23 protein-coding genes and 1 tRNA gene are annotated in these 23,065 nt (G+C 58.1%); 8 read left to right on the forward strand and 16 right to left on the reverse strand.

The features are described 5' to 3' along the window. Positions 1-87 precede the first annotated feature (87 nt). Together ACYZTS_RS06470 and uraH are read left to right on the forward strand one after the other, a co-directional pair. Complete coding sequence (locus ACYZTS_RS06470) at positions 88-573, forward strand: GlcG/HbpS family heme-binding protein (RefSeq protein ID WP_461994835.1); 486 nt, start codon at positions 88-90, stop codon at positions 571-573. An 11-nt stretch (positions 574-584) separates the two neighbouring features. Beyond that, a complete protein-coding gene (uraH, locus tag ACYZTS_RS06475) occupies positions 585-995 on the forward strand; it encodes a hydroxyisourate hydrolase (RefSeq protein WP_461994837.1) in 411 nt (136 codons plus the stop codon). Between the two features lie 31 nt (positions 996-1,026). Here the strand turns inward: uraH and ACYZTS_RS06480 are convergent, their stop codons facing one another. Further along, positions 1,027-1,713 carry a Crp/Fnr family transcriptional regulator gene (locus tag ACYZTS_RS06480; protein WP_461994839.1) on the reverse strand — a complete coding sequence of 229 codons (687 nt, stop codon included), beginning with the start codon at positions 1,711-1,713 and terminating at the stop codon, positions 1,027-1,029. Between the two features lie 86 nt (positions 1,714-1,799). Between ACYZTS_RS06480 and ACYZTS_RS06485 the strand changes: the two genes are divergently transcribed. Next, positions 1,800-2,318 carry an Mpo1 family 2-hydroxy fatty acid dioxygenase gene (locus ACYZTS_RS06485; protein ID WP_461994841.1) on the forward strand — a complete coding sequence of 173 codons (519 nt, stop codon included), beginning with the start codon at positions 1,800-1,802 and terminating at the stop codon, positions 2,316-2,318. 154 nt (positions 2,319-2,472) lie between these two features. On the opposite strand, the gene ACYZTS_RS06490 is transcribed toward ACYZTS_RS06485, so the two are convergent. The 6 genes from ACYZTS_RS06490 to dibA all read right to left on the reverse strand — a co-directional run bounded on the left by ACYZTS_RS06490 (position 2,473) and on the right by dibA (position 8,706). Beyond that, entirely contained in the window at positions 2,473-3,462 is a 990-nt protein-coding gene (locus ACYZTS_RS06490; protein ID WP_461994844.1) for a sulfate/molybdate ABC transporter ATP-binding protein, read from the reverse strand. 3 nt (positions 3,463-3,465) lie between these two features. After that, positions 3,466-4,335: a sulfate ABC transporter permease subunit CysW gene (cysW, locus tag ACYZTS_RS06495; protein WP_461994846.1), complete on the reverse strand. Its 870-nt coding sequence runs from the start codon at positions 4,333-4,335 to the stop codon at positions 3,466-3,468. 12 nt (positions 4,336-4,347) lie between these two features. Further along, complete coding sequence (cysT, locus tag ACYZTS_RS06500; RefSeq protein WP_150582803.1) at positions 4,348-5,166, reverse strand: sulfate ABC transporter permease subunit CysT; 819 nt, start codon at positions 5,164-5,166, stop codon at positions 4,348-4,350. A 69-nt stretch (positions 5,167-5,235) separates the two neighbouring features. Then, positions 5,236-6,246, reverse strand: coding sequence for a sulfate ABC transporter substrate-binding protein (locus ACYZTS_RS06505; protein ID WP_461996362.1), 1,011 nt, complete (start codon positions 6,244-6,246; stop codon positions 5,236-5,238). Between the two features lie 65 nt (positions 6,247-6,311). Then, the gene (gene oscA / locus ACYZTS_RS06510) at positions 6,312-6,494 is read right to left on the reverse strand and encodes a sulfur starvation response protein OscA (protein ID WP_028621060.1); all 183 of its coding nucleotides are present in this window, start codon (positions 6,492-6,494) and stop codon (positions 6,312-6,314) included. Between the two features lie 292 nt (positions 6,495-6,786). Beyond that, a complete protein-coding gene (dibA, locus tag ACYZTS_RS06515; protein WP_028624129.1) occupies positions 6,787-8,706 on the reverse strand; it encodes a phosphodiesterase DibA in 1,920 nt (639 codons plus the stop codon). Positions 8,707-8,852: 146 nt separating this feature from the next. On the opposite strand from dibA, the gene desA reads away from it, so the two are divergent. Together desA and ACYZTS_RS06525 are read left to right on the forward strand one after the other, a co-directional pair. Further along, positions 8,853-10,037 carry a delta-9 fatty acid desaturase DesA gene (desA, locus tag ACYZTS_RS06520; protein ID WP_461994847.1) on the forward strand — a complete coding sequence of 395 codons (1,185 nt, stop codon included), beginning with the start codon at positions 8,853-8,855 and terminating at the stop codon, positions 10,035-10,037. 145 nt (positions 10,038-10,182) lie between these two features. Next, positions 10,183-11,172: a sensor domain-containing diguanylate cyclase gene (locus ACYZTS_RS06525; RefSeq protein WP_028624127.1), complete on the forward strand. Its 990-nt coding sequence runs from the start codon at positions 10,183-10,185 to the stop codon at positions 11,170-11,172. A 12-nt stretch (positions 11,173-11,184) separates the two neighbouring features. On the opposite strand, the gene ACYZTS_RS06530 is transcribed toward ACYZTS_RS06525, so the two are convergent. The 3 genes from ACYZTS_RS06530 to gabD form a co-directional block, all read right to left on the reverse strand. Further along, positions 11,185-12,399, reverse strand: a complete 1,215-nt coding sequence (locus tag ACYZTS_RS06530; protein ID WP_461994850.1) for an HDOD domain-containing protein — start codon at positions 12,397-12,399, stop codon at positions 11,185-11,187. A 137-nt stretch (positions 12,400-12,536) separates the two neighbouring features. Continuing rightward, positions 12,537-13,814 carry a 4-aminobutyrate--2-oxoglutarate transaminase gene (gene gabT, locus ACYZTS_RS06535; protein WP_461994852.1) on the reverse strand — a complete coding sequence of 426 codons (1,278 nt, stop codon included), beginning with the start codon at positions 13,812-13,814 and terminating at the stop codon, positions 12,537-12,539. A 184-nt stretch (positions 13,815-13,998) separates the two neighbouring features. After that, positions 13,999-15,441, reverse strand: coding sequence for an NADP-dependent succinate-semialdehyde dehydrogenase (gene gabD / locus ACYZTS_RS06540; RefSeq protein WP_461994854.1), 1,443 nt, complete (start codon positions 15,439-15,441; stop codon positions 13,999-14,001). A 349-nt stretch (positions 15,442-15,790) separates the two neighbouring features. Here gabD and ACYZTS_RS06545 point away from each other — a divergent pair. Continuing rightward, positions 15,791-15,867: transfer RNA gene (locus ACYZTS_RS06545), tRNA-Arg, on the forward strand. Positions 15,868-15,987: 120 nt separating this feature from the next. On the opposite strand, the gene ACYZTS_RS06550 is transcribed toward ACYZTS_RS06545, so the two are convergent. Both ACYZTS_RS06550 and ACYZTS_RS06555 read right to left on the reverse strand, forming a co-directional pair. Beyond that, positions 15,988-16,320 (reverse strand): type II toxin-antitoxin system HicB family antitoxin, encoded by a 333-nt coding sequence (locus ACYZTS_RS06550; protein ID WP_461994856.1) that lies wholly within the window; start codon positions 16,318-16,320, stop codon positions 15,988-15,990. Then, complete coding sequence (locus tag ACYZTS_RS06555; RefSeq protein ID WP_461994859.1) at positions 16,317-16,571, reverse strand: type II toxin-antitoxin system HicA family toxin; 255 nt, start codon at positions 16,569-16,571, stop codon at positions 16,317-16,319. The genes ACYZTS_RS06550 and ACYZTS_RS06555 overlap by 4 nt, the downstream gene beginning before the upstream one ends. Before the next feature lie 879 nt (positions 16,572-17,450). Between ACYZTS_RS06555 and ACYZTS_RS06560 the strand changes: the two genes are divergently transcribed. Continuing rightward, a complete protein-coding gene (locus ACYZTS_RS06560; protein WP_461994861.1) occupies positions 17,451-17,750 on the forward strand; it encodes a DUF3077 domain-containing protein in 300 nt (99 codons plus the stop codon). A gap of 283 nt (positions 17,751-18,033) precedes the next feature. Here ACYZTS_RS06560 and ACYZTS_RS06565 read toward each other — a convergent pair whose 3' ends face one another. Together ACYZTS_RS06565 and ACYZTS_RS06570 are read right to left on the reverse strand one after the other, a co-directional pair. After that, positions 18,034-18,237 carry a hypothetical protein gene (locus ACYZTS_RS06565; protein ID WP_028624120.1) on the reverse strand — a complete coding sequence of 68 codons (204 nt, stop codon included), beginning with the start codon at positions 18,235-18,237 and terminating at the stop codon, positions 18,034-18,036. A gap of 87 nt (positions 18,238-18,324) precedes the next feature. Continuing rightward, complete coding sequence (locus ACYZTS_RS06570; RefSeq protein WP_461994863.1) at positions 18,325-18,885, reverse strand: YbhB/YbcL family Raf kinase inhibitor-like protein; 561 nt, start codon at positions 18,883-18,885, stop codon at positions 18,325-18,327. A gap of 139 nt (positions 18,886-19,024) precedes the next feature. Between ACYZTS_RS06570 and ACYZTS_RS06575 the strand changes: the two genes are divergently transcribed. Further along, positions 19,025-20,551, forward strand: a complete 1,527-nt coding sequence (locus ACYZTS_RS06575; RefSeq protein ID WP_461994865.1) for an FAD-dependent oxidoreductase — start codon at positions 19,025-19,027, stop codon at positions 20,549-20,551. Between the two features lie 3 nt (positions 20,552-20,554). On the opposite strand, the gene ACYZTS_RS06580 is transcribed toward ACYZTS_RS06575, so the two are convergent. Together ACYZTS_RS06580 and ACYZTS_RS06585 are read right to left on the reverse strand one after the other, a co-directional pair. Next, positions 20,555-22,060 (reverse strand): YdgA family protein, encoded by a 1,506-nt coding sequence (locus ACYZTS_RS06580; RefSeq protein WP_461994867.1) that lies wholly within the window; start codon positions 22,058-22,060, stop codon positions 20,555-20,557. Between the two features lie 307 nt (positions 22,061-22,367). Next, positions 22,368-23,003 carry a hypothetical protein gene (locus tag ACYZTS_RS06585; RefSeq protein WP_028624116.1) on the reverse strand — a complete coding sequence of 212 codons (636 nt, stop codon included), beginning with the start codon at positions 23,001-23,003 and terminating at the stop codon, positions 22,368-22,370. Positions 23,004-23,065 lie beyond the last annotated feature (62 nt).

Consider the following 23,065-nt stretch of genomic DNA (forward strand, 5'->3'; position numbering starts at 1 on the left):
TGCCCATTACAAACTTGTAATCCTGCTGACGGGGTTCTGACGGGAATGGCTGGGTAAGGTGGCCACCTCGACTTACGGAGCCTGGCCATGCTGTTCAAAACCCTCGTCACAAGCCTTGCACTCGGCCTCACCGGTAGCGCGTTTGCCGCTGCCGAATTGCCTCGCCACGCCGACCTTGATCTGCGCACCGCCAGATTGCTGGCCGACGCCACCCTGGCCAATTGCACAGGAACCGTCTCAGTGCTCGATCGCGGCGGCAATCTGTTGGTGACCCTGCGTGCCGACGGCATCGGTTCGCACAACACCGCCGCCAGCCAACGCAAGGCTTACACCGCGCTGTCGACGAAAACCCCGACCCGTCTGTTTGCCGAACGCGCTCGCAACAACCCGGAAGCCGCCAACCTCAACACCCTCGACGAATTGCTGTTGCTGGGCGGCGGCGTGCCGTTGTTTGCCGGCGATGAACTGGTGGGCGCGCTCGGCGTAGCCGGCTCCGGCGGTGCCGAGCAGGACGAAAATTGCGCCATCAAAGCGGCTGACACCGTCGGCCTGTCGATCAAAAAATCCATCTGAGGAGTTGCACCATGAAAACCCTGCGCATGACCCTGGCCGCCATTGGCCTTAGCAGCTTGTCGACGCTGGCCCTCGCGGCCGGCAACCCTTTGAGCGTGCACGTGCTCAATCTGGAAAACGGTTTGCCTTCACCGGGCATCAACGTGACCCTGGAAAAACACGTCGGTCAGAACTGGCAGCCGCTGGCTGAAGGCACTACCAACGAACAGGGGCGCATCGCCGAATTGTTCCCGGCCAAACAGGCCTTTGAAGCGGGGCAATATCGCGTGGTGTTCAAGACCGGCGAATATTTCAAGAAGACTAAACACGAGACATTCTTTCCGGAAATTCCGGTGATTTTTGAAGTGAAGCAGACGGATCAGCACTACCACATTCCGCTGCTGTTGAGCCCTTATGGGTTCTCGACTTATCGCGGATCGTAGGCCCGCTTCTACGGCAGAGCGGTACTGAGTGTCAGGATGTCGCCAGTACCCTCAACCGCTCGGCATCCACGATTTCTATCTCGCCGTACTTGAGATGAACGATGCCTTGGGCCTGCAGATCGTTGAGCAGCTGGTTAGTCGTCTGCCGCGACAGCGAAAGCATCGACGCCAGCTGCTCCTGGGGCAATTGCAGGACGCGGCGTGGTGGATCGATTTCGCCGTAACCCTGCGCAATCATCAGCAGTCGATGGGCTAATCGCGCCGAGGCTGGCCGCAAACTCAGTTGTTCGAGACTGATGAAGGTCAGGCGCAGTTTCTGGCTCATCAACAGTGCCAATTGCCGCCAGTGAACGGGCTGCTCATCCAGCAACGCCAGCAGTGCATTTTGCGGCACATGCAGCAAGGTGCATGGGCCCGCAGCGAACGCATCATGAGTTCGCGGCTGACCGTCGAACAAGGAAATCTCGCCAAACCAGTGCGGCGCTTCAACCACACTCAGCAAGGCCTCCTTGCCTTGCTCGCTCACCGCGCCAATGCGCACCGAACCTTCAAGTACGGCGTACAGCCCGCACGGTGAGTCACCGCGCTGGAACAGTCGCTGACCCGACACCAACTGCCGGACCCGCGCAGCCGTGAGCAGACTATCCTGTAAAGAGTCAGGCAAATGGCTGAACCACTGCCCCGCCATCAGGCGCGAACGCCAGAGCTGCATGCCCAAATGAAAACTCCTGGAGATTGTCGCCTGGCTGACAGAGCCAAATCTGCACCCGGGGCATGATCCATCACCCTACAGGAGGAATAACAATGAAAAGCCTCGTTGACCATCTCAGCCAATACGCCGCCTACCATCGCGACCCGCGCAATATTGCCACGCATTTTGTCGGCATTCCGCTGATTGTCGTGGCCGTGGCCGTGTTGCTCTCGCGTCCGCAGTGGATGGGAGGATGGCTGTCGCCGGCCATGCTGGTGGCGCTGGCGTCAGCGTGGTTTTACCTGCGGCTGGAGCTGCGTCTTGGCCTGCTGATGACCGTATTGTTGGGGCTGTGTGTCTGGGCCGGCCAGGTACTCGCGCAGCAAAGCACGCTGGTGTGGCTGGCGAGCGGTCTCGGACTGTTTGTGGTGGGCTGGGCGATTCAGTTTGTCGGGCATCACTACGAAGGCCGCAAACCGGCGTTTGTCGATGACGTGACCGGGTTGATTATCGGGCCGTTGTTTGTGGTGGCGGAGCTGGCGTTTTTACTGGGTTTGCGGCGTGAGTTGAAGGAGCAGATCGAGGAGCGGGCGGGTGGGGTGCGGGTTAATCCGCGCCGGGCCGCGGCGTAGATCGCCTTCGCAAACAAGTCGGAGCGCCGAACAGTCGCTTCCACAGGAGAACTTGTGAACCACACAAATCCTGTAGGAGCCGGCTTGCTGGCGATAGCGGTGTAACTGGTGCACCGCGTTATCGTTAATCGCCAGCAAGCCGGCTCCTACAAGATCAGATGTTGGCCACTTTCTGCCAGACCTTCGGCTTGAAGAACAACGTCTCACCCTTCGCCAACCCGGTCAGGCTGTCGTGATCCTTCACCACTTCCGCTTCGATCAGTTCGCTCTGCCCTTCCACCTTCAGCGTCACTCGGGTCGTCGCGCCCAGCGGTCGAATGTCGCGCACTTCAGCCGCGTGGTGATCTTCCAGTTCATGGCGCGACAGCGACACTTCGTGCGGGCGGAACAGCACGTGGTTGTCTTCGCCCAGATGCAGACGATTCGAGTCACCAAGGAAGTGATAAACGAAATCGCTGGCCGGACTTTCGTAGACCTCGCCCGGTGAGCCGATCTGCTCGATCACGCCCTTGTTCATCACCACGATACGGTCGGCGACTTCCATGGCTTCTTCCTGGTCGTGGGTCACGAACACCGAGGTCAGGTTGATGTCCTCGTGCAGCCGCGCCAACCAGCGGCGCAGCTCTTTGCGGACCTTGGCGTCGAGTGCACCAAAAGGCTCATCGAGCAGCAAAACCTTCGGCTCCACCGCCAGTGCACGGGCCAGCGCGATACGCTGGCGCTGACCACCGGAGAGTTGCTCCGGGTAACGGTCCGACAGCCAGTCCAGCTGCACCATGTTCAGCAGTTCGTGGACTTTCCCGGCGATCTGGCTTTCGCTCGGGCGCTGGTTTTTCGGCTTCATGCGCAGGCCGAACGCGACGTTGTCGAACACCGTCATGTGGCGGAACAACGCGTAATGCTGGAACACGAAGCCGACGTTGCGATCACGCACGTCGTGGCCGGAAACGTCTTCGCCGTGGAAGACGATGCTGCCCTGATCCGGCGTTTCCAGACCGGCGATGATCCGCAGCAGCGTGGTCTTGCCGCAACCCGACGGGCCGAGCAGCGCGACCAGTTCGCCGCTCTGAATGTCCAGGCTGATGTTGTCCAGCGCCTTGAACGCGTTGAAATTCTTGCTGACGTTACGCACTTCGATCGACATGAATTATTCCTCCGCGGCGCTGGCGCGCAGGCGGTTAATACGATTTTCGCTCCACTGCTTCAGCAGCAGGATGAAGAGCGCCATGATCAGCAACAGGCTCGCCACGGCGAACGCGGCCACGTGGTTGTATTCGTTGTAGAGGATCTCGACGTGCAACGGCAAGGTGTTGGTCACCCCGCGAATGTGCCCGGAAACCACCGACACCGCACCGAACTCACCCATCGCCCGCGCGGTACACAGCACCACGCCGTAGATCAGGCCCCATTTGATGTTGGGAACAGTGACGTGCCAGAACATCTGCCAGCCATTGGCGCCGAGCAGGCGCGCAGCCTCCTCTTCCTGGGTGCCTTGTTCCTGCATCAGCGGGATCAACTCACGCGCCACAAATGGCACGGTGACGAAAATCGTCGCGAGCACGATACCCGGCAGGGCGAAGACGATCTGGATGTCGTGATCTTGCAGCCACGGTCCGAACAAACCTTGCGCACCGAACATCAGCACATAAACCAGACCCGCGATGACCGGCGAGACCGAGAACGGCAGGTCGATCAGGGTTACGAGGATACTTTTGCCACGGAACGAGTATTTGCTCACACACCATGCTGCGCTGACCCCGAACACCAGGTTCAGCGGCACCGAAATCAGCACGGCGAACACTGTGAGCTTCAATGCGGACAGTGCATCCGGCTCGAAGATCGCCGTGAAGAAAGCACCGACCCCCATCTTCAAACCTTGGGATACGACGATCACCAACGGCAATAGCAAAAACAGCGCAAAAATCAGCCAGCCAAGCCCGATCAACACGCGACGCGATGAGGCACTGCCGCGGCGTGAAGCGTTGGAGGAAGCAGCAGCAATAGACGATTGGGACATGATTGCGCCTCCTTAGGGGGTTTCGATGCGCCGCTGCAGCAAATTGATCAGCAGCAACAGAATGAAAGAAACCACCAGCATCAGTACACCGATGGAGGTAGCGCCGGTGTAATCGTACTGGTCGAGTTTGACCATGATGAGCAGCGGCAGAATTTCGGTTTTCATCGGCATGTTGCCGGCAATGAAAATCACCGAACCGTACTCGCCGACCCCACGGGCAAAGGCCAAAGCGAAACCGGTCAACCAGGCAGGCAGCAGCGCCGGCACCAGAATATGGCGGAAAACCTGCCAGGGTTTCGCACCCAGACACGCCGCCGCTTCTTCCACTTCACGGGGGATATCGGCCAGTACGGGCTGTACGGTACGTACCACGAATGGCAGCGTAACGAACGTCAGCGCAAGCGTGATGCCGAGGGGGGTATACGCGATCTTGAATCCCAGGTCGGCCGCGAATTGACCCACCCAGCCGTTCGGTGCGTACAGCGCGGTCAGGGCGATACCGGCCACCGCCGTGGGCAATGCGAACGGCAAATCGATCATCGCATCGATGATTTTCCGCCCCGGGAAGGTGTAGCGCACCAGCACCCAGGCGAGCAGCGTGCCGATAATGCCGTTGATGATCGCGGCACACAGCGCGGTCCCGAAGCTCAGCTTCAACGCCGCCAGCACACGAGGCGCCGAGATGATCGTCCAGAACTGATCCCAGGTAAGTTGAGCGGCATGCACGAACATCGCCGCCAGCGGTATGAGCACAATCAGGCTGAGGTACACCAAGGTGTAACCCAGCGTCAGCCCGAAGCCGGGTATGACGGGGGAGATACGACGCGACATAAAAGTCCTTGGTTGAGAACGCGCAAAGCCCCGATGGTCAGTCCGGGGCTCGTTGATGGCTAATGCAGATTACTGCGCCTGATAGATCTGGTCGAACACGCCACCGTCATTGAAGAATTTCGGCTGAGCGTTTTTCCAGCCGCCAAAATCCTTGTCGATGGTCACCAGTTCCAGCGTCGGGAACTGCTGGGCGTACTTGGCGGCCACATCCTTGTCCCGTGGACGATAGAAGTTTTTCGCGGCGATCTCCTGTCCGGCCGGGCTGTACAGGTGCTTGAGGTACGCTTCGGCGATTTCGGCGTTGCCTTTCTTCTCGGCGTTCTTGTCGACCACTGCCACTGGTGGCTCGGCGAGGATCGACAGTGAAGGCACGACGATGTCGAACTTTTCCGCACCGCCGTCTTCTTTCAAAGCCAGGAACGCTTCGTTTTCCCAGGCCAGCAACACGTCGCCCTGACCGTTGTTGACGAAGGTAATGGTCGAACCGCGAGCGCCGGTATCCAGCACTGGAACGTGCTTGAACAATGTCTGAACGTATTCTTTGGCCTTGGCTTCGTCGCCGCCGTTGGCTTTCAGGCCGTAGGCCCACGCCGCGAGGAAATTCCAGCGCGCACCACCGGAGGTTTTTGGGTTCGGTGTAATCACTTCGACGCCGCTTTTGGTCAGGTCGCCCCAGTCCTTGATGCCTTTCGGGTTGCCCTTGCGCACCAGGAAAACGATGGTCGAGGTGTACGGCGTGCTCGCTTGCGGCAGACGCTTCTGCCAATCCGTCGGCAGGGTCTTGCCGAGCTTGGCGATTTCGTCGATGTCACCGGCCAGCGCCAGAGTCACTACGTCGGCGCGCAAACCATCAATCACCGCCCGGCCCTGCTTGCCGGAGCCACCGTGGGATTGCTGGATTTTCACGTTGTCGCCGGCGTGGTCTTTCTTCCAGAAATTGACGAACTCAGCGTTGTATTCCTGGTACAGCTCGCGTGTCGGGTCGTACGACACATTAAGCAGCTCGTAATCCTTGGCAACCGCAGAACCCGCAAAGAAGGCACTGGCCAGCGCGGCCAAAGCGAAATGACGAATCGACAACATGGTGAAAGCTCCTGGAATTCTGGGTGTATTAGCTTTTTTATGGTGGCTGAAATGGGGTTGCCTCAGCTCGGCTTGGCACCTGGGTTCTGCAGACGGAATTTTTCCTTGCGCTCGATTTGCACCACCTGAGCGTTATGCACAGTGATCTCCACCGCGCCGAAGCGCAGATCGCGCAAAGCACTCTGAATTTCACGCAAAATGGTGGCTTCGTCTTGACCGTCAACGCTACGCAGGGATGCGCTCATGGGCTGCTCCTTCAACTGAGAGATCGCCCGGCAGTGGGCGGCACTGCTTGCGGCGTGAGAGCAATATAGATAAGCGCGGTTATTCTTAAAAATACTATTTAAGAATGTTTATATAACCAAAACTTAAGTCTGTTAACTGGGATGGACTTGCGGCGTGCGCCTGACTTCACCGCTGGCCGGCCCCATGTGGCGAGGGAGCTTGCTCCCGCTGGGGTGCAAAGCAGCCCTGAAAATCTTGCGTCCGCTGCGCAGCCGAGCGGGAGCAAGCTCCCTCGCCACAAAAACCGCTTGTTTACTCAATCACCAGTAGCCGATCCCAATCCAACTGCTCAGCCGGCACCGGCCGGCCAAACCAGTACCCCTGCCCCAAATCACAACCCTGCTCGAGCAGGAAACCCGCCTGTTCGACCTGCTCAATCCCCTCGGCATGCACTTGCATGCCCATGCTTTGCGCCAACGCGATGATCACCCGGACAATCGCCGCATCATCCTCATCCCACGGCAAACCGGCGACGAAACCCTGATCGATCTTCAGCTTTTGCACCGGCAAGCGTTTGAGCCGCAGCAGCGACGAATAACCGGTGCCGAAATCGTCGATGGCCAAGCGCACGCCCAGTTCGCGCAATCGATGCATTTGCTCAAGCGCTACTTCCGGGTCATCCATCACCGCGCTTTCGGTAACTTCCAGCTCCAGGAACGCGGGCTCCAGCCCGGTCTCCTGCAGCACCTGCGCTACCTGCTGATACAGCTCCCGCCGCGCGAACAGCCGCGACGAAACATTCACCGCGACAAACGACAACACCACGCCGGCCTGCTGCCACTCACACATCTGCTGACAAGCCTGACGCATCACCCAGGCATCAATTTCCGCAATCAAACCGGTGCGTTCGGCGATAGGGATGAATTCTGCAGGAGACACCAATCCACGCTGCGGGTGCTCCCAGCGTACCAACGTCTCGACGCCGATCAGACGGCAAGTCTTCAGGTCATGAACTGGCTGGAAATACACGCGCAGTTCATCCTGCTCGAGTGCACGGCGCAATTCGAACGCAGTCTCCACCCGTTGCTGCGCGTGAGCGGTCAGCTCCTCGGTGTAAAGCGCAAAGCCGTTGCGCCCTGTGCTTTTCGCCTTGAACAGCGCCGAGTCTGCGTTGCGCAGCAGCTGTTCGGCATTCAACGCGTCGCCGGGGAACAGACTGATGCCGATGCTGGCATTAATGAACAGAGCATGCCCCTCAATTTCAAACGACTTCTTGAGGGCGTCGAGAATGCGTTGCGCCAACGCTGGCGCATGCCCCAGTTGCGGGCAACTCTCGGCGAGTACGGCAAACTCGTCGCCGCTCAGGCGCGCGAGGGTTACGCCGGGGTCGAACAGCGTGGACAGGCGCTCGGCAACCGCTTTGAGCAGCTGGTCGCCAATGGTGTGGCCGAGGCTGTCGTTAATCATTTTGAAATGGTCGAGATCGACCAGCAGCAGCGCGCAGCTGCGCTTGTGGACCTGCGCCGAGGCCAGTGCCTGCTCGGCGCGGTCGGTGAACAATAGACGATTGGGCAGATCAGTCAGTGGGTCGTGATGGGCCAGGTGCTTGAGCTCGTACTCGGAATCCTTGATCGCGCTGATGTCGGAAAAAACAGCAACGTAATGACTGACGTGCCCTTGGTCGTCATGAATCACGCGAATGGTCTGCCATTGCGGGTAAATCTCGCCGCATTTACGGCGATTCCAGATTTCCCCGCTCCATTCGCCGGCATTGTCCAGTTTCGTGAACATCGCCTGATAGAACGCTAAAGGGTGATGCCCTGATTTGAACACGCTGGGTTTCTGGCCGAGGACTTCCGGACTCTGGTAGCCGGTGATCTGGATGAACGCCCGGTTGACGTGGACAATCACGCCGTTTTTATCAGTCACCAGCACCCCTTCACGGGTGCAATCGAATACGGCGGCGGCCTGGCGCAAACGCTCGCGGTCATCAGCCCGGTCCAGCAATCGCGCATCGACTTCCAGGAAACGAAACAAACGCGCCCGAGTCAGAAAGATCAGCCCGGCAGTGAGCACCGCCCAGGCATAACCGTTGATCAGTTGCCATCGCAACAGCTCGAGGGAGCTATCGAAGAAACTGTTCAATAAATGGCCGCTCAATTGCAGCCAAATGAGCGAAATCAACAAATACAGCAACGCGGCTCGCAAGGCATCGCGATTAGAGGCAGACATACGGCAGTCCATGTCCCTACAAAAAAGACGGAATTATAGAGTAAAGAAACATTCAGCCACTCTTATCTGAAAGGGTGACTGGTTTTATCTGTTGGCTCAGTGATAATGCAACGGCTGTTCTACACTTTTTGAGGGCCCAATAGCCTATGTGGTACGAAGGTTTTCTCGGCTTGTCGCCTTGGTCACTGGTGGCAGTCACCTTGCTCATGACCCACGTCACGATTATCGGCGTCACGGTTTATCTGCATCGCTATTCAGCCCATCGCTCGCTTGAGCTGCATGCCGGCCTGAAACATTTTTTCCGCTTCTGGCTGTGGTTGACCACGGCGCAGAATACCCGCGAGTGGACCGCCATCCACCGCAAGCATCACGCCAAATGCGAAACCGTTGATGACCCGCACAGCCCGGTGATCAAAGGTTTGTCCACGGTGCTGCGCAAAGGAGCCGAGCTGTATCGCTCCGAGGCAGAGAACCCGGAGACCCTGCGTATCTATGGCAAGAACTGCCCGGAAGACTGGATCGAGCGCAACCTCTACAGTCGTTTTCCGTTGCTCGGCATTGCGATCATGGGCGTTATCGATCTGCTGCTGTTCGGCACCATCGGCATCACTATCTGGGCCATTCAGATGATGTGGATTCCGGTCTGGGCCGCCGGCGTGGTCAATGGCTTGGGCCATGCCATCGGCTATCGAAATTTCGAATGCCGCGATGCAGCAACCAATCTGGTGCCGTGGGGCATCCTGATCGGCGGCGAAGAACTGCATAACAACCATCACACCTACCCGAATTCGGCAAAACTGTCGGTGAAAAAATGGGAGTTCGACCTCGGTTGGGCGTGGATCCAGGTCTTCAGCTTTTTGGGGCTCGCCAAGGTTCAGCGGGTTGCACCGATTGCCCACCGTGTTGAGGGCAAGGGCAGCCTGGACATGGACACCGCCATGGCCATCCTCAACAACCGTTTCCAGATCATGGCTCAGTACCGCAAGCTGGTTATCGCGCCGCTGGTCAAACAGGAACTGGAGAAGGTCGATCACTCGGTCCGCCACCAGTTTCACCGAGCCAAACGTCTGCTCTCGCGCGAAACCAGCCTGCTGGATGACAAGCACCATCTGCGCATCCAGACCATGCTGGAGCACAGTCACGCGCTGAAGGTCATTTACGAAAAGCGCCTGGCCTTGCAACAGATCTGGCTCAAGACCAGCACCAACGGTCACGACATGCTCGCCGCGATCAAAGACTGGATCCAGGAAGCTGAAGCCAGCGGTATTCAATCCCTGCGCGACTTCGCCGACCAATTGAAAACCTACTCGCTGCGGCCGGCTGCAGTCTGACGCCGTTGATCGGTGCGCCCCGCACAGGGGCGCCCCGTTCAGGAACTTCGTTACAAATCGCCTATCTCAAAGACACTTCGCCACCACGGCGGGCTTTGCTGTAGCCGCTGTCGAATGAGCGGCACATCCTTTGAGATTTGTGTCGATGGTCAACAAGAACCCGCAAGACTCATCTTTACCCCAGTGGCCTGAAGCCGCACAAACCTTGATGGCGTTGATGCACGCCCAGGGTGAAGTGGCTCGCCTGAGTGAACGCGAACAGCTTTTCAGCTCCCTGCTGGTAAGCGTCAACGCGGTGCTTTGGGCGTTCAACTGGGAAACCCGTCAAATGATCTACGTCAGCCCCGCCTATGAGCGTATTTTTGGTCATTCCGTAGGTCAGTTGCTGTCGGACTACAACCAGTGGCGCGACAGTATTCACCCTGATGATCTGGACTACGCCGAGCGCAGTCTGGCCGAAGTGCTGGACAAAGGTGCGGTCGAAGACCGCGAGTACCGAATCATCGATGCCAACGGACAAATTCGCTGGCTCAGCGACAAGTGCTTTATCAACCGTCAGGCCGAACCAGGCAAACCGTTGATCATTGTCGGCATTGCCGAAGACATTACCGAAAAGAAGCACATGGAATCCGAGTTGCATCGCTTGGCAACCACCGATGTGCTGACCCAAAGCAGCAATCGCCGGCATTTTTTCGACTGCGCGCATCGCGAATTCGACCACGCACGCCAGCACGGCACGCCCCTCGCCTTTTTGTTGCTGGACATTGATGATTTCAAGAAGATCAACGATACCTACGGCCATCCAGAGGGCGACAACGTGCTACAGCGGATTGCGGAAACGGGTCGCGAAACGTTGCGCCGTGGCGATGTGTTCGGGCGCATTGGGGGTGAGGAGTTTGCGGCGGTTTTCCCAGGCTGCGCGCCCGATATGGCGCTGCAAGTGGCCGAACGCCTGCAAAAGGAAATTCAGCGGTTGAGCTTCAGCCATGACGGCGAGCCATTCGGCATCACCGTCAGCCAGGGCCTGACCAGCCTCACTGCTGAAGACGAGAACGTAGAAGCGCTGTTCGCTCGGGCGGATGCTGCGATGTATGAAGCCAAGCGTCAGGGAAAGAACCGGATTGTTGCTGTCTGAGCCGATAACTTTTTACTTTTTGCGCAGCCGCATCAACTCCGGCAGACCGATTTTCAGCAACCGGGCCGTGCGGCTCCTGGCCAGCACCTCGATACCTTCATGCTCAGTCAGCAGTGCCAATTGTGCGGCCATGTTCATCACTAAAGCCTCGCGCGAATACACCCCACCACCCAGCTGATACACCGCTGCAATCAACTCACGCAACTCCAGCGGCAATCGCCAGCGCGTGCGTAATTCCGAGCCGTAACCTGCGCCGAACTCGGCCAGCGCATTGCCGACCTCCTCCCGCTCATCCAGCTCGCCGCCTGCCTGCTTCCATTCCTGTAAACAACGCAGCAGGGCCAGATCGCCCAGTCGGTGCAGCATGCCTGCGCAATAACAACGATCCTGATCAAGGTCCAGCAAACGCGCCAACTTTCGCGCATATTCGGCAGTGTGCAGCGACAACTCCCAGTAACGCTCGGCGTAATCCGCCAGGAAAGGATCGCTCAGACGCGCACTGCGCTTGAGCGCCAACCCCAGAATCAGATTCATGCTCTGCCCGGAGCCCAGGCGATGCAACGCTTGAGACAATGTCTGCACGGCCTTCCCATGGTGCTGCGCAGCACTGTTGGCAGCCGCGACCAGCACAGCGGTGATCTGCGGATCGGAACGAGTCTCATCGTAAAGCTTGGTCAAATCGAGGCCAGCAGGATTGAGACTGCGCTGGATCGCCCGTTGCACGTCCATCATCAGCGGCGCACCGTCGGTGATTTCACGTCGACGCTCCAGGTAAACCGACAAGGTCATGCCCGCAGCCAGCGCTGGCACCGCACAGAAAACCTCCTCCCCCGCATTGAGCAGCAAGCCTTGCAAACGCTGCGTCAGGCCCTCCATGTTCAATGGTTTGGTCAGATATGCCGTGGGTGCCAAGGGCAAGGCTTCGCGCACGCTGGCGCTGTCGTTACGACTGCTCATCAGGATGAAGGGCAATGGCGGACTGCGTTTGCGCTGACGAACGCTGCGCAGAACACTCAAGCCATCCACGCCGGGCAATTCCCAATCAACGATGACCAGGTCATACGAATTTTCCGCCAACCGCGCCAGCGCTTCGTGGCCATCGGCGCACACGTCCAGGCGCGCGTCACAGCGCACGTTGAGCAGCACTTGTTTGAGCAGGTCGCGCGACCAGGGATCAGCCTCGGCAATCAATACCCGGGGTAAAGCAGGCAAAACAACGGCAGTCATGCAGCAAGCTCCCTCTCAATGCCTGCACCTTAGCCAATGCTGGCCATGCAAGACAGCACGAGTATTTCCGGGATACAAAAAAACCCGCCGAAGCGGGTTTTTTTGTAGATCAGCTCACACATTCACCGAACTAAAAATCACAGCTCGGAGAAGCACACTTCGATGATCGCCAGACCTTTGTCCAGCTGCTCGTCCGGGGAAGTCAGCGGTACCAGGACGCGCAGAACGTTGCCGTAAGTGCCGCAGGACAGCAGGATCAGGCCCTTGTCGCGCGCCTTGGCCACAACAGATGCAACGGCAGCAGCGTTCGGCTTGTGGCTATCGCCGTCGACGAACAGCTCGACCGCGATCATCGCGCCCAGGGCACGCACTTCGCCGATCACCGGATACTTCGACTGGATGGCTTTCAGGCCAGTGACCAGACGCTCGCCGACTGCCTTGCAGCGGTCAAGCAGGTGTTCTTCTTCGAACACTTCCATCACGGCCAGGGCCGCGGCGCAAGCAATCGGGCTACCGGCGTAAGTGCCGCCGAGACCGCCTGGAGCAATGGCGTCCATGTATTCAGCCTTGCCACACACACCGGCCAACGGGAAGCCGCCAGCGATGGACTTGGCGAAGGTGGTCAGGTCGGCGCTAACGCCCATCTGTTCCATCGCGAAGAAAGTGCCGGTACGGCCAGCGCCGGTTTGCACTTCGTCAGCGATCAGCAAGATGCCATGCTGGTCGCACAGTGCACGCAGTCGCTTCATGAACTCTTTAGGCGCGACGTAGAAACCGCCTTCGCCCTGCACCGGCTCGATGATGATCGCAGCGATGTCGCGCGGCTCGGCATCGTTCTTGAAAATGCGTTCGATGCTGGCGATCGAATCGTCGACGCTCACACCGTGCAGTTCGTTCGGGTAAAGCGCGCGGAACACGCCGCCTGGCATCAGGCCCATGCCGGCCGAGTAAGGCACGACTTTACCGGTCAGGCCCAGGGTCATCATGGTGCGACCGTGGTAAGCGCCGGTGAATGCGATCACGCCGGCGCGGCCAGTGGCGGCACGGGCGATCTTCACGGCGTTTTCAACGGCTTCGGAACCGGTGGTAACCAGCAAGGTTTTCTTGGCGAAATCGCCGGGTACCTTGGCGTTGATTTTTTCGCACAGTTCTACATACGGTTCGTACGCCAGCACCTGGAAGCAGGTGTGAGTCAGCTTGTTCAGTTGCTCGGTCACGGCAGCGATGATTTTCGGGTGCAGGTGGCCGGTGTTCAGTACAGCGATACCGCCGGCGAAGTCGATGAACTCGCGACCTTCAACGTCGGTCACGGTAGCGTTCTTTGCCGATTCGGCGAAGATCGGGTGAATCTGGCCAACACCGCGCGGTACAGCGGCTTCACGGCGTTTCATCAGGGAGGCGTTAGTCTTGCTCATAAAGTCCTCATTCGCCGCTCATCGGGCGGCGTGATTCAAGGAAATGCGGCGCGGAAGCCACTGCAGCAGCATACGATGATCGACTGCTGCAGCGTTCTCGGCCACAGAGAAATTACGGTTGAAACGCAGAAAGGGTCAGCGCTCTCGTGCCCTTTCCGCTTAAAGCCATGCCTTGCCGAGCTGATCAGATGCCCAGGCAGAGGTATTTGATTTCCAGATAGTCTTCGATGCCGTACTTGGAACCTTCACGGCCCAGGCCCGACGCCTTGATGCCGCCGAACGGCGCGACTTCGTTGGAGATCAACCCGGTGTTGACGCCGACCATACCGTATTCCAGGGCTTCCGCCACGCGGAACACACGGCCCAGATCACGTGCATAGAAGTACGAAGCCAGACCGAACTCGGTGTCGTTCGACATCGCGATCACTTCGGCTTCGTCTTTGAAGCGGAACAGCGGCGCCAATGGGCCGAAAGTTTCTTCCTTGGCCACGGCGGCGTTGTTCGGCACGTTGGTCAGGATGGTCGGCTCGAAGAAGTTGCCTTCGATGGACTTGCCGCCGGACAGCACAGTGGCGCCTTTGGAAACCGCGTCGGCGATGTGTTCTTTGACCTTGGCCACAGCTTTCTCGTCGATCAGCGGGCCAGTGGTGGTGCCGTCTTCCAGACCGTTGCCGATCTTGAGCTTGGCCACTGCCACTTTCAGCTTCTCGGCGAACGCGTCGTACACCGAATCCTGAATGTACAGACGGTTTGCGCAAACGCAGGTCTGGCCGTTGTTGCGGTATTTGGAAATGATCGCGCCTTCAACGGCCTTATCCAGGTCCGCGTCGTCGAACACGATGAATGGCGCGTTGCCGCCCAGCTCCAAGGATACTTTCTTGATGTCCTTGGCGCATTCAGCCATCAGCTGACGACCGATTTCGGTCGAGCCGGTGAAGGACAATTTACGCACGATCGGGTTGCTGGTCAGCTCGCTGCCGATGTCGCCGGCACTGCCGGACACCACGCTGAACACGCCATTGGGAATGCCGGCACGCTGAGCCAGTTCAGCCAGCGCGAATGCGGAAAACGGGGTTTGCGAAGCAGGCTTGAGCACCATGGTGCAACCGGCGGCCAGGGCTGGACCGGCCTTGCGGGTGATCATCGCGGCAGGGAAGTTCCACGGGGTGATCGCTGCGGTCACGCCGATTGGCTGCTTGATCACGATCAGGCGCTTGTCTGGCTGGTGACCTGGAATCACGTCGCCGTAGACGCGCTTGGCCTCTTCGGCAAACCACTCGATAAAGGACGCGGCGTAAACGATTTCGCCTTTGGCTTCGGCCAATGGCTTGCCTTGCTCCATCGTCATCAGACGCGCGAGGTCGTCCTGGTTTTCGATGATCAGCTCGAACCAGCGACGCAGCTTGTTCGCGCGGTCCTTGGCGGTCAGTGCACGCCAGGCCGGCAGCGCTTTGTCAGCGGCTTCGATCGCACGACGGGTTTCGGCAGCGCCCATTTTCGGCACAGTGCCCAGAATTTCGCCCGTTGCCGGGTTGTTGACTTTGATCGTCTGACCGTTGTCCGCATCGACCCAAGCGCCATCGATGAAGGCTTGCTGGCGGAACAACTGGGTGTCTTTAAGCTGCATGTCGGCTTTCCTTAACAGCACCGCGGCACGCGCGGAGCAATTTATGATTGTAGAAAGGCGCCTTTTAGGCTGCCGTCAGGGAAATCATTCACCGGGCTGAAGCACATAAATAGCGCACGGATTGGTCTCGTGCGGTTCAGCACCCAGACAAGAGCGTTTGAAATCTCAAACGAATCCTAGGATCAAAGGGGGGTAAAGGACAATAGCCTGTTCGAAAAAAAGAACGAAAACGGCGCATTTGCCCAAATTTTCAGATCAGCGTAGCAAAGGCAGGTTACGCTTCGAGAAAGCGCTGTCGATTCAGCAGCATGGACGCCCGCAGTGCATATGAGTATCATGGCGCCCGCTTGCACCAGTAGCTCAGCTGGATAGAGTACTGCCCTCCGAAGGCAGTGGTCGTGGGTTCGAATCCCGCCTGGTGCACCATAATTGTGGAAACGAGAAAGCCTCAGACTGAAAGGTCTGGGGCTTTTTTGTGGGTGTTGTCTCGTCCTGAATAAGGTTTGCACTTTCTGGCTTCTCATCAGGATGTTGCGACGGCAGTGCTCAGGCATGCACCTCACGATCAAGCACGTCCGCTACCCACTGATTGATACTCTTGTGAGCGAGCTGTGCTTTAACAGCGACAGTTGCATGGAGTGCTGGCGCTAAACGCAGACTGAGGTGGCCAGAATAGGGTTTTTGCGGCGTGCGGTCGAGCTTGGCGCAAGTCTCCAGATAATCAGTGACGGCCTCTTCAAACGCAGCTCGAAGCTCTTGCACCGACTCGCCATGAAACCCGACGATGTCTCTGATACCAGCAATGTGGCCGACAAACAGGCCGTCTTCCTCACTGTATTCGATGCGGGCGGCATAGCCTTTGTAGTTCATTACGCTCATGGGGTGACTCCTGCTTGTTCAAGGAAAGCCCGAGCATCACGAACCTGATAGGGCTTTGCTTCTTTGTCCGGGTGTGGCCGGTGGAAGGTGGCGATCACACCGTTCAGCTCAAAGCGCACACGCGACCCATTGCCTTCAACGGTCTTGGCGCCAGCGGCACCGAATAGAGACTCAATACGTGCCCACTCCAGCCCGGAAGGGGTCGGCCGTGAGAATACTGCTTTCAGAGTGCTGAGCTGTTTATTGTTCATGGTATGAAATTATGATACCGCGGAGAAGAAAGCAACCGTGGATACTGAGTCATCGGCCCTGTCCGACATAGGGGAATATGCCAAAGCTGCTGAGTCAGGGCGGACCACGGCAAAATGATATGGGAGAGGGAAATGTTTTTAGAGTTTACGGGGTTCTCGCAGGCGACGACGGAGACAATTCGATGGGACGTAAGCTCTGAATTTGAGCGAAACCGCAAATGCGACATGAAATTCTTGCGTTCGATAAGAAAACCGAGCAATTGGTTTTTACCATTGATATCCCTGCCGACCACCTCGGTGAACTGACGGAGCTGATGGCCTAGACAGAGATCGAAGACTCCATCTACGAATACGACCTTTCACCAGAGCAGGTGAGTCGCCTTGAAAGCATGATCGGAAGAACTTTCAGTAATCCTGATTACATCTTTCAGCTGTCCTGTTCCGCTTGATGGATAGCTTGGGGAGTCCTTCGGTATTAAGTGCTCATCTGCGCTCTGACAATCGCCGTTGCTAGTTCGCCTGACGTCCTTGGTTGCATGACACCCGCACAATACTCTTCCGCCGTCGCTGCCAGTTCAGCGACCGGGCTTGGTAACCCGAGAGTTGAGCGCAACAGCGCCTCAATCAGATATGCATGCGTTTTTTATGCCCGCAATTTTGCGTTATGGCGGCTGTGCGTGGGACGTCTTAGGGCGTGCCGGATTCCTTGACTCCCGGTTTACCAACCTGCGCACAGCTGCCACCCATTCGCTTGGTAACGAAAAAGTGGCAGTTCCACGTCAAGGAGCTAGACCATGCGCACTATAAATCCGTACAAAATTCGCATCATTCCCCAACGCGATCCTAAATCGCAGTCCCACCGCACCTCCCTCAACGGAGGTGGCAAATGACCGATCCTTACAGCTCAAAACCATTGGTTTAACACCCGCGCTCTATTGCTCGGATCAGGTGGTGTTTCACGTCACTCGCGGTGTGCCTCTTGGCGACGCGTTATCCATGGCTTCCGACTTTCTGTTCCTCGCCAAAGAATTGTCCAAAGACGCTGCCTACGACAGGGAAAGTGATCGTCATGCGTGGGCTGCGCATTATCTGACGGCGTTGAGTAACGCGTTGGTTGATGATGTGGTGAAAGTACTGACGCGAGGGCCAGCGTCGCGGAAGGAACAAGCCACCGAATAGCGGCAACCCATCCTTCAAATTGCGGATCCTGATTGGTCGAGATCCGCAATCTGAAAGAATAGCCAAGTGATGCGTTGCTCGCTTCAATGCCATCAACGAGCGCGTGAAGCTTTGCGAGCACCGTTTCGGCAGCTTGCTCCTGGCGGCGTTTCGAATCGAGACTAAAGGGCGATGCGTTTATTCAGAAAGAACGCGTTATCGTTAACGTCCATCGCGAGCAAGCTTGCTCCTACAAGGCGTAGCGCTCACCCGACAGGCTGGCGTTTGCCGCTGAGGCCATCTTTCACTCAGTCGTCCAATCAAACTCATCGTAATCATCCGCGTCGTCCTCGACTTCTTCCTCGTCAAGAACGTCGTCCTCAAGTGCTTCTTCCGCCTGCTTCGCCAGCAGAAACTCCTTGCGACTCTCAGTAATAGCTCGCCGCAAGTCCTGACCCTTTTCCGGGCAGTTGAGCATTTGGGCGATGCGATCGATTTTTTTTGCCACGGCATCCTCCAACGCGTCAGCTATAAGCCCGATAGTGCGCGCTTCGAGGGCTGATGCCAAATGGCGGCGCGCGGGTTTATTCACTATTCAGCGGTGATAACGCCGCACCACGCTGCTGTTTCTCAGCACATGCCCTTTGATTTTTTCCATCAGTTGCGCGCGGGTCAAACCGGCAGGCAATGCCTGCGGGGCAAGGTCCAGAGCATAGAGCTGAATAATGTAATGGTGAGAGCTATCACCCACCGGTGGGCAGGGGCCGATGTAGCCCGTGCTGCCTTTGCTGTTGACACCCGCAGCACCCTCGAAGGCGGACTTGGCGCCCACACCAGCCGGAATCTGCCGAGTCGTTGGGGGGATGCCGTAATGAATCCAGTGATCCACGCCAAGGCCTTTTTGACCATCCGGGTCGTGCATGACGATCGCGTAACTCAAGGTACCGGCAGGGCCGGCGTTCCAGGCCAGGGCCGGGGACTGATTCTTGCCGCCGCAGCCGTTCGCGTCGCTGGCCGCTACCGAGGTAAACAGCCGGTTGTCGGAGACACCGGGCATGCTGAGCGTGAAGCGTTCTTGGGCCTGTGCTGGAAATTGCACGCAAAAAACGACAGCAACCGCCGCCAGCCAAGGGTTCAAAAAGAGGGGTCGGGTCATACCGGAGCACCTTGTGCGGGTGAGGCCGTGGTCGGCGTGCAAACTATAGCCGGACCGTTCGTACGGTGGCAGTGGCAATTGGCTGAACCTCCCGTCAAGCATTCAACTCTCAAGTTAAACGCCTGACTGGAGAGCAATCATGGCCCTGCACCGCGTCGCACGTTACGCCAATGTGCCCGAAAACCGTGGCCTGGAAGTCAGCATCGGCGAAACTAAAATCGTCCTGCTGCGGGTCGGTGATCAACTGCGCGCTTACCAGGGGCAGTGCCCGCACGCTGGAGCGCCGCTGGCCGAAGGTGCGTTGTGTCACGGTCGGCTGGTTTGCCCCTGGCACAAAGCCGCGTTCCGGATCGAGGATGGTGCCTTGTGTGAGCCGCCGTCGCTGGACAGCCTCAAGCGTTACCCGCTAGAGCTGCGCGACGATGAGATTTGGGTCGACGAATATCCACTGCCCAATGCTCACACTCCGCCGGCCGATGATGACCGGACCTTTGTGATCGTAGGAGCGGGCGCCGCAGGCACGGCATGCGCTGCCGCGCTACGCGAAAAAGGGTTTGGCGGCCGGATTCAGCTGGTCGATCGCGAGCCCGAGGCCGGTTACGACCGCACGGTGCTGAGCAAATTTGTGATCGCCGGCGAGATGCCTCCCGACGAGGTGTCGCCGTTGCGTGATGAAGACTTCTATCGTCAGCAACGCATCGACCGTATCAACGGTGAAGTTGCAAAACTCGACGCGGCGACTCGCACCGTCCACTTGAAAGACGGCCAAAATCTTACGTATGACGCGGCCGTCCTCGCTACCGGTGGCACGCCAAATCCATTGAAGCTGCCCGGCGCCGATTTGCCGCAAGTGTTCTTGCTGCGTTCAAAAGATCAGGCGCAGCAAATCCTCGAAGCCGCCAAACCCGGCCAACGCGCGGTGATCATCGGCGACAGCTTTATCGCCATGGAATCTGCCGGCGCTTTGCGCGAACACGGTCTGGACGTGACGGTTCTGGCGAAACACGCGGTGCCGTTTGCCAAGCAGTTTGGCGAAACGGTCGGCAAGGCGATTCTCGCCCGTCATGTCGCCCACGGCGTGGTATTTCGCAGCGACAGCGAGGCGGTGCAGGTTGAAGGTGTGCAGAAAGTCGAAGCAGTGCTGCTGGAAAACGGTCAGCGTTTGCCGGCCGATCTGGTACTGGTCGGTATTGGCGTGAGTCCGGCGACCGACGCGTTTACTGGATTGCCGATGGAAGATGATCACTCACTGACAGTTGACGGTGGCATGCGCGTGACCGATGGGCTCTGGGCCGCCGGCGACATTGTGACTTTCCCGTTCAACGGTCAGCCCACCCGAATCGAACATTGGCGACTCGCGCAGCAACACGCGCGCATCGCTGCAGCCAACATGCTGGGTGGCGATGAACATTACCTGGATGTACCGTTCTTTTGGACGTGGCACTTCGGCAAAAACTACGACTACCTCGGCCATGCCGAAAGTTGGGATGAGGTCGAGTTCAAGGGCGATCCGTACCATCCGCCCTTTATCGGTTTATTTGCAGAGAAAGGGCTGGTGGTCGCCGCCATCGCCTGCGAAGAAGAGCGGGCGATGGCGATGCTTGCGCAGCGAATGAAACAGCCGCTGCCGGTGGACGAGGCGTGGCGGCTGATTCGGGACGTTTAGGCGTTATTGGGTAACGCCGACATCGCCCACCTTACTCATGATGAAGCCGACAAACTCTTCGACGGTCATTTTCTGGCCGTTGAATTCCACCTGATTGTTGGCGTAATGCAGCTTGGTCACGATGTTGGTGCCTTCAGCCTTGGCAAACTGCGAACCCACCGCCATGGCACCGAACATGTCCGCCGTGGCGGTTGCTTGATCGGCGACGAGCTTGGCGTCGGTCTGACCGTCGAGCTGGCTTTGCACGCTGAGCAGATCAACCAGCATTGGCTTGGACACTTGCAGATTGAGATCCAGCAGCGCAATCAGCTGTTTGATCAACTGATCTGGCGGCAGGTCCATGGATTGCGGCTTGGTCAGGTCGAGCACCAGATTGGCGCGGCTCTCACCGTTGGTGGTTTTGAACGACAGGTTCTCCAGGGCCACTTGAGGACCGGCGGCCAACAGCTTCTCCAGGCCGGTTTTGACCTGAGCCTCTTCGGCCGGGGTCAGGACCAGTTCAGGCGCCGGCTGACCCGCAGCAGCAGCCTCGGCAGCCGCTTCTTCGTAGGGCTGCAATTTGGTCTGGTAAACCTGCATCAGCGACATGCTCGCCGGAATGTCGAGGTTCTTCAGGCTCATGGCCATTTGTGCCGAACCGACAGTCTTGCCGTTCAGCGACACTTCACCGACCTTGTAATCGGCCCGCCCGGACGCGCTGGTGCCTGTCTCTTCGGTCTGGTTCTTCATTTCAAACTTTTTCACGCCCAACACCGATTGCTTGGCGCCGAACGTGGTTTTGCTGTCGGTCAGCTCGATGGTGTTTTCGCCGGTGTAATAGCCGTAAGTGCTTTTCACCAGGTTGCTGGCAACGGTGAGGCCGTTCAGCTCCACTCTCACTGGCGTCTGGTCTTCAGCGACGCTGGTCAGTACAAGGTTGTCCATGTAGCCATCGGCTTTGACTTTTTGCGCCTGGGCGTTGGCAGCAACGTCCATGTTCAGGCCGGAGAATTTCAGGTTGGACTTGGCGTCGAGTGCCATGTCCAGCGGCTGCAACCGCAGCGTGCCGTTGGTGGAGCGGTCGTAGCCGATGTTGACCACGCCGGTCAGCGGCGATTTGTCTTTGGCGGCGGCGAACCATTTTTCGGTGAGCGGCGTTCTTTCCAGTTCGTAGTGACTGGTGGCCATGACCGGCAGCCACTTCAGCGACACCAGGCGCGAGAACGGCAACGGACCGTGCTCGATGTTATCGACCAACAGCAACTCGACCGGCGCTTCACCGAACATTTCACCTTCGCCCTTGAGGCGATAATGCGCGGTGCTGCTGAACACGTGGCGCTCGAGCGATACCAGTTCCAGCGATGCAGTGCTGTTGGACCCGACCAGCGCGGCTTGCAGTTCTTTGTTGGCGTCGGCGATCGAGGTGTTCAAGACGCCTTCGATTTTGGTGCCGGTGTACCAGGCACCGCCCGCGCTGATTGCACCGATGGCCACAACAATCCCAAGAAGCACGCCTGCTGATTTATTCATAATGACCCGATCAATGTCCGTAGTTGAAATGTGGCCGTCTTCCCTGAACCCGTGACGGGTTTGGACACGACTGCGCTGAAAGTGCCGTGGAGATTAGCATCAGCCGCGCCGCACGACCCAATGTTTAAAGGTTAAAGAGTGTCTATGGACTGTGGGCATCAGGCGAGAGTTTCTGCGCGCACAAAATCGCCATCGCGTGTAGGAGCAAGCTTGCTCGCGATAGCGTTCCCACAGACGGAAAGGTATTGAAGCGGCGTCCGCCATCTCGAGCAAGCCTGCTCCCACAGGGCATAACGCCGGATAACAATCAGGAATACTGAACCTCGATCTCATCCAGCTGATGATCAAAGCTCTTCAGCCGCGCGGTCCACGTATACACCAGCACCTCAAAGTCACGGTTGATCACCGCCCCGCCCGTCACTTCTGCGCGGGGGTCGCAGAAGTCCAGCTGATAGCGTTCCCGCGCCATGGCGGTAGCGACAGCGGAGAGTTCACGGGCGTTGTTGAGCCAGTGCCAGTCTTCGTCGGCGATTTGCTTGTCCAGTTCCAGACATTGCTTCTTGAGGGTTTCGAGGCTTTTTTCCAGAGGCGTGCCGGTGAGCTCGCCCATGACTTCCTGGAAAGTACGCCCCGGTTGCCAGTAACTGCCCCAGAAATAACGATCAAATACCGTTTCGACGCGACGCAAAGCGACTTTGGTGTCCCAGATCAACACCCGCGTCTTACCGCGTTCGCACTGTCTTTTCTGGATGCGCTTACTCTGGACCGAAGACCACGCCACCACGACGATTGCCATCACCGCGATCAGGGCGGCGGCGCTGTCGAGGAAAATCAGCGCCGTGTCAATCTGATGCGCCAGCATGATGCCGTAGAAATAAGTGGCCGAGAGCAACACCAGTGCCACGATTGCGCACCAGAAGCCGGGAGCATAAGGGTTTCTCATTATTGTATCCCCATGACCAACACAAGCCTTGACCGATGAAATCGGCTCGCGATCCCATCACG

The organism is Pseudomonas sp. TMB3-21 (assembly GCF_054898145.1).

What these genes read in the sequence shown, in the direction of transcription:
- ACYZTS_RS06585 (WP_028624116.1), bottom strand. Translation starts at nt 23,003, where the DNA reads ATGAGAAACCCTTATGCTCCCGGCTTCTGGTGCGCAATCGTGGCACTG.
- ACYZTS_RS06555 (WP_461994859.1), bottom strand. Translation starts at nt 16,571, where the DNA reads ATGAACAATAAACAGCTCAGCACTCTGAAAGCAGTATTCTCACGGCCG.
- ACYZTS_RS06470 (WP_461994835.1), top strand. Translation starts at nt 88, where the DNA reads ATGCTGTTCAAAACCCTCGTCACAAGCCTTGCACTCGGCCTCACCGGT.
- uraH (WP_461994837.1), top strand. Translation starts at nt 585, where the DNA reads ATGAAAACCCTGCGCATGACCCTGGCCGCCATTGGCCTTAGCAGCTTG.
- ACYZTS_RS06550 (WP_461994856.1), bottom strand. Translation starts at nt 16,320, where the DNA reads ATGAGCGTAATGAACTACAAAGGCTATGCCGCCCGCATCGAATACAGT.
- cysT (WP_150582803.1), bottom strand. Translation starts at nt 5,166, where the DNA reads ATGTCGCGTCGTATCTCCCCCGTCATACCCGGCTTCGGGCTGACGCTG.
- ACYZTS_RS06530 (WP_461994850.1), bottom strand. Translation starts at nt 12,399, where the DNA reads ATGACTGCCGTTGTTTTGCCTGCTTTACCCCGGGTATTGATTGCCGAG.
- gabT (WP_461994852.1), bottom strand. Translation starts at nt 13,814, where the DNA reads ATGAGCAAGACTAACGCCTCCCTGATGAAACGCCGTGAAGCCGCTGTA.
- oscA (WP_028621060.1), bottom strand. Translation starts at nt 6,494, where the DNA reads ATGAGCGCATCCCTGCGTAGCGTTGACGGTCAAGACGAAGCCACCATT.
- ACYZTS_RS06580 (WP_461994867.1), bottom strand. Translation starts at nt 22,060, where the DNA reads ATGAATAAATCAGCAGGCGTGCTTCTTGGGATTGTTGTGGCCATCGGT.
- ACYZTS_RS06485 (WP_461994841.1), top strand. Translation starts at nt 1,800, where the DNA reads ATGAAAAGCCTCGTTGACCATCTCAGCCAATACGCCGCCTACCATCGC.
- ACYZTS_RS06575 (WP_461994865.1), top strand. Translation starts at nt 19,025, where the DNA reads ATGGCCCTGCACCGCGTCGCACGTTACGCCAATGTGCCCGAAAACCGT.
- cysW (WP_461994846.1), bottom strand. Translation starts at nt 4,335, where the DNA reads ATGTCCCAATCGTCTATTGCTGCTGCTTCCTCCAACGCTTCACGCCGC.
- ACYZTS_RS06490 (WP_461994844.1), bottom strand. Translation starts at nt 3,462, where the DNA reads ATGTCGATCGAAGTGCGTAACGTCAGCAAGAATTTCAACGCGTTCAAG.
- dibA (WP_028624129.1), bottom strand. Translation starts at nt 8,706, where the DNA reads ATGTCTGCCTCTAATCGCGATGCCTTGCGAGCCGCGTTGCTGTATTTG.
- ACYZTS_RS06570 (WP_461994863.1), bottom strand. Translation starts at nt 18,885, where the DNA reads ATGACCCGACCCCTCTTTTTGAACCCTTGGCTGGCGGCGGTTGCTGTC.
- desA (WP_461994847.1), top strand. Translation starts at nt 8,853, where the DNA reads ATGTGGTACGAAGGTTTTCTCGGCTTGTCGCCTTGGTCACTGGTGGCA.
- gabD (WP_461994854.1), bottom strand. Translation starts at nt 15,441, where the DNA reads ATGCAGCTTAAAGACACCCAGTTGTTCCGCCAGCAAGCCTTCATCGAT.
- ACYZTS_RS06525 (WP_028624127.1), top strand. Translation starts at nt 10,183, where the DNA reads ATGGTCAACAAGAACCCGCAAGACTCATCTTTACCCCAGTGGCCTGAA.